The following is a 7,269-nucleotide window of genomic DNA, read 5'->3' on the forward strand; positions in this document are numbered from 1 at the left end:
TATGATTACCAAACGTAAGCGATTACTTCGCCACCTAAGCCTTCTTTACGAGCTTGTTTGTCGCTCATAATGCCTTTAGATGTAGAAATAACTGCGATACCTAAACCACCAAGTACGCGAGGAAGTTCTTCCTTTTTCGCGTATACACGTAGGCCTGGTTTAGAGATACGTTTAATACCGGTAATTACTTTTTCATTATTAGAACCATATTTCAATGTTACTTTTAAAGTAGCATGTTTTTCATTTTCAATTGTTTCAACTTCCTTAACGAAACCTTCGTCTTTAAGGATAGCTAAAACAGCAGCCTTCATTTTAGAAGCAGGGATTTCAACTGTTTCATGAAGTGCAGAGTTTGCATTACGGATACGAGTCAGCATATCCGCAATCGGATCTGTCATTACCATCTTCTAAAAACCTCCTCTCGTTATCCTATTACCAACTAGCTTTTTTCACGCCAGGGATTTGTCCTTTGTACGCCAATTCACGGAACGCAATACGGCTAATACCGAATTTACGCATATAACCATGAGGACGACCTGTTAAGTTGCAACGGTTGTGCAAGCGTGTTGGGGATGCGTTGGCAGGTAATTTGGATAAACCTTCATAATCGCCTGCTGCTTTTAACGCTTCGCGTTTTGCTGCATATTTTGCAACGATACGTGCACGTTTTTTCTCACGTTCGATCATAGATTTTTTAGCCATCTATCGTTTCCTCCTAATTATTTTTCAAAAGGCATGCCGAATTGTGCCAATAATTCACGAGCTTCTTCGTCAGTGTTAGCTGTTGTTACGAAGATAATATCCATACCTGTTACTCGTTCTACTTGATCGTATTCGATTTCAGGGAAGATTAATTGCTCTTTTAGGCCTAATGCATAGTTACCACGACCATCAAACGCTTTAGCGCTGATACCACGGAAGTCACGCACGCGAGGCAATGCCGCATTAATCAATTTATCGAGGAATTCATACATGCGTTCGCCACGAAGAGTTACTTTTGTGCCAAGAGGCATACCTTCACGAACTTTGAAGTTCGCAATGGATTTTTTCGCGCGAGTTACTACTGGTTTTTGACCAGCGATAATTTCTAAATCTTTAACAGCTGCGTCCAATGCTTTGGAGTTACCAACAGCATCGCCTACGCCGATATTGATTACGATTTTTTCTAATTTAGGAATTTCCATTACGTTGCCATATTGGAATTTCTCTTGTAAAGCCTTCTTAATTTCAGAAGTATATTTTTCTTGTAAACGAGACATTTTGTAAAAGACCTCCTTTCCTTATCAATTAAAGTTTAGCGCCACTTTTAACAGCTACACGAACTAAAGAACCATTTTCCTCAACTTTTTTAGTACGAGTTGGAACTTTTTGTTCAGGATCTAACACCATTACGTTGGATACATGGATTGTACCTTCTTTTTCAATGATGCCACCTTGAGGGTTCGCTTGGCTAGGTTTTGTATGACGTTTAACTAGGTTAAGACCTTTTACAGTTACTCGTTCTTTTTTGATATCAACAGCGATGATTTCGCCTTGTTTACCTTTTTCCTTGCCGGAGATAACAACAACTGTATCACCTTTTTTAACATGTAGTTTTTGGGACATGTTGAGCTCCTCCTTCTTATAACACTTCTGGAGCAAGGGAGATAATTTTCATGAAGTCTTTTTCACGAAGTTCTCTTGCTACAGGTCCGAAAATACGAGTTCCGCGAGGGCTTTTGTCGTCTTTAATAACTACAGCAGCGTTCTCATCGAAACGGATATAGGAACCATCTTGACGACGGATGCCTTTTTTAGAACGAACAATAACGGCTTTTACAACGTCGCCTTTCTTGACAACGCCACCGGGTGATGCATCTTTTACAGAAGCAACGATTACGTCACCAATATTGCCAAATTTACGGTAAGAACCGCCCATCACTTGGATGCACATAATGCGTTTCGCACCAGTGTTATCGGCAACATTCAAAATTGTTTGTTGCTGGATCATGACTTTTCCTCCTTACATCACTGATTATTTTTGTCTTTCAATAATTTCTACAACTCTCCAACGTTTATCTTTAGATAATGGACGAGTTTCTACGATTTTTACGATGTCGCCAACTAAGCATTCGTTATTTTCATCATGAGCTTTAAAACGTTTGCTTGTTACCATTGGCTTGCTATATAATTCGTGAGGTACTTTACGATCGATTTGTACAACAACTGTTTTGTCCATTTTGTTGCTTACAACTTTACCTACACGTGCTTTTCGTACATTTCTTACTTCTGCCACGACTTTAAGCCTCCTATTCAATCCAAACAAAATTTGTTATTATGCGTTACCTTTAATTTCTTCTTCTCGTTGTACAGTTTTGATACGAGCGATAGTTTTTTTAACTTCACGGATACGCATTGGATTTTCTAATTGACCAGTAGCGAGTTGAAAACGTAGGTTAAACAACTCTTCTTTCAATTCGGAAACTTTAGTGTTCAACTCGGCAGCGCTCAAATTGCGAATGTCATTAACCTTCATTTACGTCACCACCCAATTCTTTACCCTTAACAACGAACTTCGTTTTGATTGGAAGTTTATGGCTTGCAAGACGCATAGCTTCACGAGCCACAACTTCTGGTACGCCGTTCATTTCAAACATTACACGTCCTGGGCGAACTACTGCTACCCATTTTTCTGGAGAACCTTTACCGGAACCCATACGAACGCCTGCTGGTTTTGCAGTGATTGGTTTATCAGGGAAAATTTTAATCCAAACTTTACCACCACGTTTAATGTAACGTGTCATAGCAATACGGGCTGCTTCGATTTGACGGTTTGTGATCCAAGATGGCTCTAATGCTACTAAACCGAAATCACCATGAGCAACTTTGTTACCACGCATTGCACGGCCTTTCATACGACCGCGGAATTGTTTACGATGTTTTACGCGCTTTGGAATTAGCATTAGTTGTCACCTTCTTCCTTTTTAGATGTTTGTTTAGCTTCTGGCAAAACTTCACCTTTGTAGATCCATACTTTAATACCGATGCAACCATATGTTGTATGTGCTTCTGCTGTTGCATAATCGATATTTGCACGAAGTGTGTGAAGTGGAATGGAACCTTCACGGTAAGATTCGCTACGAGCGATCTCTGCACCGCCAAGACGACCGGATACCATTACTTTGATACCGTTAGCGCCTAAACGCATAGTGCGACCTACTGCTTGTTTCATTGCACGACGGAAGCTTACACGGCGTTCCAATTGGCCAGCAATGCTTTCAGCAACAAGTTGAGCTTCCATGTCTACTTGTTTAATTTCAGCAATGTTTACATCGATTTGTTTATCTGTAAAACGTTTTAATTCTTTACGGATATCTTCGATACCTTGACCACCTTTACCGATAACCATACCTGGTTTAGCAGTGTGGATAGTTACTTTAATACGTTTATTTGTACGCTCAATTTCAATGCGGGAAATACCAGCAATGAAAAGTGTTTTCTTCAAGAAGGTACGAATTTTTACGTCTTCATGAAGGTTAGATGCGAAATCTTTATCAGCATACCATTTTGCGTCCCAATCTTTTACGATACCAACACGCAAGCCATGTGGATTTACTTTTTGACCCACTCTGTTTCCCTCCTTCGATTAAGCTCTTTCTTTAACAACTACTGTTACGTGGCTAGAACGTTTCAAAATTTTGAAAGCCTGTCCACGGGAACGAGGATGAATGCGTTTCATTGTTGGGCCTTGATCAACGAAGATCTCGGACACATAAAGATTCTCTACATTCATATCAAAATTGTGTTCTGCATTTGCGATAGCAGATGTCAAAACTTTAGTTACTACATCGGCGCCAACTTTCGGAGTAAACTTCAAGATGGCAAATGCTTCGCCGATGTTTTTACCGCGCACTAAATCTGCAACGATGCGGATTTTACGAGGCGCAATACGAATATGTCTAGCGATTGCTTTTGCTTCCATGTTAAATCCTCCTATTTTCTGCCTGTAGTTTTTTCGTCCTTGCCATGTCCTTTATAAGTACGTGTAGGAGCGAATTCACCTAATTTATGACCTACCATATCTTCTGTAATGAATACAGGTACATGTTTGCGACCATCATGCACAGCAATCGTATGGCCTACAAATTGTGGGAAAATAGTAGATGCACGGGACCAGGTTTTTACTACTTTTTTATCATTAGTTTCATTTAAGGCATCAATTTTTTTCAGAAGAGATTCTGCAACAAAAGGGCCTTTTTTAATTGATCTGGACACTGTTATATCTCCTTCCTATATCCTATTTTGTACGACGTTTAACGATTAACTTGCTAGAAGCTTTTTTCTTGTCGCGAGTTTTAACGCCATGAGCTGGTTTACCCCAAGGTGTAACAGGATGTTTACGACCTACTGGAGATTTACCTTCACCACCACCGTGTGGATGATCACAAGGGTTCATTGTTACGCCTCGGTTGCCAGGACGAATGCCTTTCCAACGTTGACGACCAGCTTTACCAATAGTGATATTTTCATGGTCAATGTTAGATACAACACCTACTGTAGCACGGCATTCTACACGAACACGACGAAGTTCACCAGATGGTAAACGAAGTAATGCATAGTTGCCTTCTTTCGCCATTAATTGTGCGGAAGTACCAGCGGAACGAACGATTTGTCCGCCTTTACCGATTTTCATTTCGATGTTGTGTACTTGAGTACCCAATGGGATATTAGCCAATGGTAACGCATTACCTGGTTTAATATCGGATTCAGGACCGGAGTAAACTACATCACCCACTTTAAGACCATGTGGAGCAATGATATAACGTTTTTCACCATCTGCATAGTTTAACAATGCGATACGAGCACTACGGTTAGGATCGTATTCGATTGTAGCTACGCGAGCTGGGATATTATCTTTAGTACGTTTGAAGTCAATAATACGGTATTGACGTTTATGACCGCCACCTTGATGACGTACTGTCATTTTACCAGTGTTATTACGACCACCTTTAGAAGTTACTTTTGCGAGCAAGGATTTTTCAGGTTTGCTTGCTGTAATTTCAGTAAAGGCAGACACTGTCATAAACCGACGACCAGCGGAGTACGGTTTAAATGATTTAATTGCCATTATTGGGCCTCCTTACTAGACTCTTATACACCTTCAAATAATTCAATAGTTTCGCCAGCTTTAAGAGTTACGATAGCTTTTTTGTAATCGCTACGTTTACCCATTGTGCGACCCATGCGTTTAGTTTTTCCTAATACACGGATAGTGGCTACTTTTTCTACTTTTACGTTGAAGATAGATTCAACAGCTTTACGGATTTCTACTTTGTTCGCAGTCAAAGGAACTTGGAAAGTGTATTTGTTTTCTTGCATTAACAAAGTTGTTTTTTCTGTAATGATTGGACGAATTAATACATCAAATTTGTTCATTATCCAAGCACCTCCTCAATTTTTGCAATAGCACCTTCAGCGATGAAGAGTTTGTCGTGGTGCAATAAATCGAAGATATTGATGTTCGTGTATGGAAGCGCTTTAACACCTTGAATGTTACGAGCGGACAATTCCACATTTACATCACCATCAGTGATGAAAAGAACTTTTGCGTCACCAACTTTGAAGTTGTTAAGGATGTTTAATACATCTTTAGTTTTTGGTGCAGCTAATTTCAATTCGTCGATTACGAACAATTCGCTGTGATTTACTTTATCAGATAATGCAGATTTAACTGCTAAGCGTCTAGCTTTACGAGGCATAGCTTTATAGTAGCTACGTGGTTGTGGACCAAAAGTGATACCACCACCTACCCAAATTGGGGAACGGCTAGAACCAGCACGAGCACGGCCTGTACCTTTTTGTCTCCAAGGTTTTTTACCGCCACCGCGTACTTCTCCTCGAGTTTTAGTTGCATGTGTACCAAGTCGTTCGTTAGACAATTGACGAACTACGGCTTGATGCATAACAGCAGCGTTTACTTCAACACCGAATACTGCATCATTCAACTGGATTTCGCCGACTTTAGCGCCGGACATGTTGTATTTAGTTACTGTTGGCATTATGTATCCTCCTTTCGACAATTAGTTATTTAACAGGTTTTACTGTGTTGCGAACCATCACTAGGCTACCTTTAGCACCAGGGATGCCACCTTTGATTAATAAAAGGTTACGTTCAGTATCAACTTTTACAACAGATAGACGTTGTACAGTAACTCTGCCACCACCCATTTGTCCAGGAAGTTTTTTACCTTTAAATACTTTACCGCCGCCACCGGAGATCATTGGACCGATGGAACCTGGTTCACGATGAGATTTGGAACCATGAGTTTCAGGACCACGGCTAAAGTTATGACGCTTAATTGTACCAGCGAAACCTTTACCTTTACCTGTACCCACAACATCTACTAGCTCACCTTCTGCGAAGATATCAGCTGCCAGAGTTTGGCCCACTGTGTAATCAGTTGCTTCAGCAAGGCGAAGTTCACGAAGATATTTAACTGGCGCAACGCCGGCTTTATCGAACTGGCCTTTTACAGGTTTAGTTAAATGTTTTTCTTTAATGGAACCGTAACCAAGCTGTACTGCATTGTAACCGTCGGATTCAACAGTTTTTACTTGCACTACTACGCTAGGTGTAGTTTCCACTACAGTGACAGGAACTAGTTTGCCTTCAGTTGTGAAGACTTGAGTCATTCCTAACTTTTTACCCAAAATAGCTTTAGACATAATCGCACCTCCTTATTTCTTATAATTTTATTTCAATAGATACACCAGCTGGCAAATCAAGGCGAGTGATTGCATCTACTGTTTTCGAATTTGGTTCAATAATTTCTACTAAGCGTTTATGTGTACGCATTTCGAATTGTTCACGAGAGTCTTTGTTAACATGTGGAGAACGAAGAATCGTGAAAATGTTTTTTTCTGTAGGCAATGGAATTGGTCCAGAAACCAACGCGCCATTGCGTTTTGCAACGTCTACAATACGTTGAGCACTTTGATCCAATGCTTTGTGATCATATGCTTTCAAGCGAATACGGATTTTTTGTTGTTTTGCCATTGTTATATATCTCCCTTCGTCCATTTCCAGAATGAACTGCTCCATAGAAATTCTCCCTCGCAAGGGCAACCTTCTATATCATAGTTTATACACAACCTAAGAGCGGCAGGTTTGCCGCTCCTCGATTGCACGGTTTATATAGATAATCTTTCAGTCAGATTATGCTTCGATAGCTGTAACAACACCAGCGCCTACTGTATGGCCACCTTCGCGGATCGCGAAACGTAAACCTT

General features: G+C 40.4%; 17 protein-coding genes. All 17 read right to left on the minus strand.

Features of this window, described 5'->3' with window-relative positions:
* Window positions 1–5: 5 nt before the first annotated feature.
* The gene (rpsH, locus tag EO116_RS02540; RefSeq protein ID WP_009353887.1) at window positions 6–404 is read right to left on the minus strand and encodes a 30S ribosomal protein S8; all 399 of its coding nucleotides are present in this window, start codon (window positions 402–404) and stop codon (window positions 6–8) included.
* 28 nt (window positions 405–432) lie between these two features.
* Window positions 433–702, minus strand: a complete 270-nt coding sequence (gene rpsN / locus EO116_RS02545; protein ID WP_126938385.1) for a 30S ribosomal protein S14 — start codon at window positions 700–702, stop codon at window positions 433–435.
* A gap of 17 nt (window positions 703–719) precedes the next feature.
* A complete protein-coding gene (rplE, locus tag EO116_RS02550; RefSeq protein ID WP_009353920.1) occupies window positions 720–1,259 on the minus strand; it encodes a 50S ribosomal protein L5 in 540 nt (179 codons plus the stop codon).
* Between the two features lie 28 nt (window positions 1,260–1,287).
* Entirely contained in the window at window positions 1,288–1,605 is a 318-nt protein-coding gene (gene rplX, locus EO116_RS02555) for a 50S ribosomal protein L24 (protein WP_009353903.1), read from the minus strand.
* Window positions 1,606–1,621: 16 nt separating this feature from the next.
* Entirely contained in the window at window positions 1,622–1,990 is a 369-nt protein-coding gene (rplN, locus tag EO116_RS02560; RefSeq protein ID WP_009353930.1) for a 50S ribosomal protein L14, read from the minus strand.
* Between the two features lie 24 nt (window positions 1,991–2,014).
* Entirely contained in the window at window positions 2,015–2,275 is a 261-nt protein-coding gene (gene rpsQ / locus EO116_RS02565; RefSeq protein WP_009353932.1) for a 30S ribosomal protein S17, read from the minus strand.
* A gap of 39 nt (window positions 2,276–2,314) precedes the next feature.
* On the minus strand, window positions 2,315–2,515 hold the full coding sequence (gene rpmC / locus EO116_RS02570; protein WP_009353915.1) for a 50S ribosomal protein L29: 201 nt from the start codon (window positions 2,513–2,515) through the stop codon (window positions 2,315–2,317).
* Entirely contained in the window at window positions 2,505–2,942 is a 438-nt protein-coding gene (gene rplP / locus EO116_RS02575; protein WP_009353916.1) for a 50S ribosomal protein L16, read from the minus strand. The genes rpmC and rplP overlap by 11 nt, the downstream gene beginning before the upstream one ends.
* Window positions 2,942–3,607: a 30S ribosomal protein S3 gene (gene rpsC / locus EO116_RS02580; RefSeq protein ID WP_127160493.1), complete on the minus strand. Its 666-nt coding sequence runs from the start codon at window positions 3,605–3,607 to the stop codon at window positions 2,942–2,944. The genes rplP and rpsC overlap by 1 nt, the downstream gene beginning before the upstream one ends.
* 18 nt (window positions 3,608–3,625) lie before the next feature.
* Window positions 3,626–3,961 (minus strand): 50S ribosomal protein L22, encoded by a 336-nt coding sequence (gene rplV, locus EO116_RS02585; protein WP_126939415.1) that lies wholly within the window; start codon window positions 3,959–3,961, stop codon window positions 3,626–3,628.
* A gap of 11 nt (window positions 3,962–3,972) precedes the next feature.
* Window positions 3,973–4,254, minus strand: a complete 282-nt coding sequence (gene rpsS, locus EO116_RS02590; protein WP_126938380.1) for a 30S ribosomal protein S19 — start codon at window positions 4,252–4,254, stop codon at window positions 3,973–3,975.
* Window positions 4,255–4,276: 22 nt separating this feature from the next.
* Complete coding sequence (gene rplB, locus EO116_RS02595; RefSeq protein WP_126938379.1) at window positions 4,277–5,107, minus strand: 50S ribosomal protein L2; 831 nt, start codon at window positions 5,105–5,107, stop codon at window positions 4,277–4,279.
* A gap of 23 nt (window positions 5,108–5,130) precedes the next feature.
* Window positions 5,131–5,415, minus strand: a complete 285-nt coding sequence (gene rplW / locus EO116_RS02600) for a 50S ribosomal protein L23 (RefSeq protein ID WP_127160494.1) — start codon at window positions 5,413–5,415, stop codon at window positions 5,131–5,133.
* Window positions 5,415–6,038 carry a 50S ribosomal protein L4 gene (gene rplD, locus EO116_RS02605; protein ID WP_127069341.1) on the minus strand — a complete coding sequence of 208 codons (624 nt, stop codon included), beginning with the start codon at window positions 6,036–6,038 and terminating at the stop codon, window positions 5,415–5,417. Before rplD ends, rplW begins: the two co-directional genes overlap by 1 nt.
* Window positions 6,039–6,063: 25 nt before the next feature.
* Window positions 6,064–6,705: a 50S ribosomal protein L3 gene (rplC, locus tag EO116_RS02610; RefSeq protein ID WP_009353879.1), complete on the minus strand. Its 642-nt coding sequence runs from the start codon at window positions 6,703–6,705 to the stop codon at window positions 6,064–6,066.
* 19 nt (window positions 6,706–6,724) lie between these two features.
* On the minus strand, window positions 6,725–7,036 hold the full coding sequence (gene rpsJ, locus EO116_RS02615; RefSeq protein ID WP_009353924.1) for a 30S ribosomal protein S10: 312 nt from the start codon (window positions 7,034–7,036) through the stop codon (window positions 6,725–6,727).
* 159 nt (window positions 7,037–7,195) lie between these two features.
* On the minus strand, window positions 7,196–7,269 hold a 74-nt coding region (locus EO116_RS02620; RefSeq protein ID WP_164726041.1), incomplete at its 5' end, for a hypothetical protein.

It is taken from the genome of Veillonella sp. VA137, assembly GCF_003992015.1.
Classification (GTDB): Bacteria; Bacillota; Negativicutes; order Veillonellales; family Veillonellaceae; genus F0422.

What these genes read in the sequence shown, in the direction of transcription:
- rpsH (WP_009353887.1), bottom strand. Translation starts at nt 404, where the DNA reads ATGGTAATGACAGATCCGATTGCGGATATGCTGACTCGTATCCGTAAT.
- rplN (WP_009353930.1), bottom strand. Translation starts at nt 1,990, where the DNA reads ATGATCCAGCAACAAACAATTTTGAATGTTGCCGATAACACTGGTGCG.
- rpsN (WP_126938385.1), bottom strand. Translation starts at nt 702, where the DNA reads ATGGCTAAAAAATCTATGATCGAACGTGAGAAAAAACGTGCACGTATC.
- rplW (WP_127160494.1), bottom strand. Translation starts at nt 5,415, where the DNA reads ATGAACAAATTTGATGTATTAATTCGTCCAATCATTACAGAAAAAACA.
- rplD (WP_127069341.1), bottom strand. Translation starts at nt 6,038, where the DNA reads ATGCCAACAGTAACTAAATACAACATGTCCGGCGCTAAAGTCGGCGAA.
- rpmC (WP_009353915.1), bottom strand. Translation starts at nt 2,515, where the DNA reads ATGAAGGTTAATGACATTCGCAATTTGAGCGCTGCCGAGTTGAACACT.
- rplV (WP_126939415.1), bottom strand. Translation starts at nt 3,961, where the DNA reads ATGGAAGCAAAAGCAATCGCTAGACATATTCGTATTGCGCCTCGTAAA.
- rpsJ (WP_009353924.1), bottom strand. Translation starts at nt 7,036, where the DNA reads ATGGCAAAACAACAAAAAATCCGTATTCGCTTGAAAGCATATGATCAC.
- rplC (WP_009353879.1), bottom strand. Translation starts at nt 6,705, where the DNA reads ATGTCTAAAGCTATTTTGGGTAAAAAGTTAGGAATGACTCAAGTCTTC.
- rplX (WP_009353903.1), bottom strand. Translation starts at nt 1,605, where the DNA reads ATGTCCCAAAAACTACATGTTAAAAAAGGTGATACAGTTGTTGTTATC.
- rplE (WP_009353920.1), bottom strand. Translation starts at nt 1,259, where the DNA reads ATGTCTCGTTTACAAGAAAAATATACTTCTGAAATTAAGAAGGCTTTA.
- rplB (WP_126938379.1), bottom strand. Translation starts at nt 5,107, where the DNA reads ATGGCAATTAAATCATTTAAACCGTACTCCGCTGGTCGTCGGTTTATG.
- rplP (WP_009353916.1), bottom strand. Translation starts at nt 2,942, where the DNA reads ATGCTAATTCCAAAGCGCGTAAAACATCGTAAACAATTCCGCGGTCGT.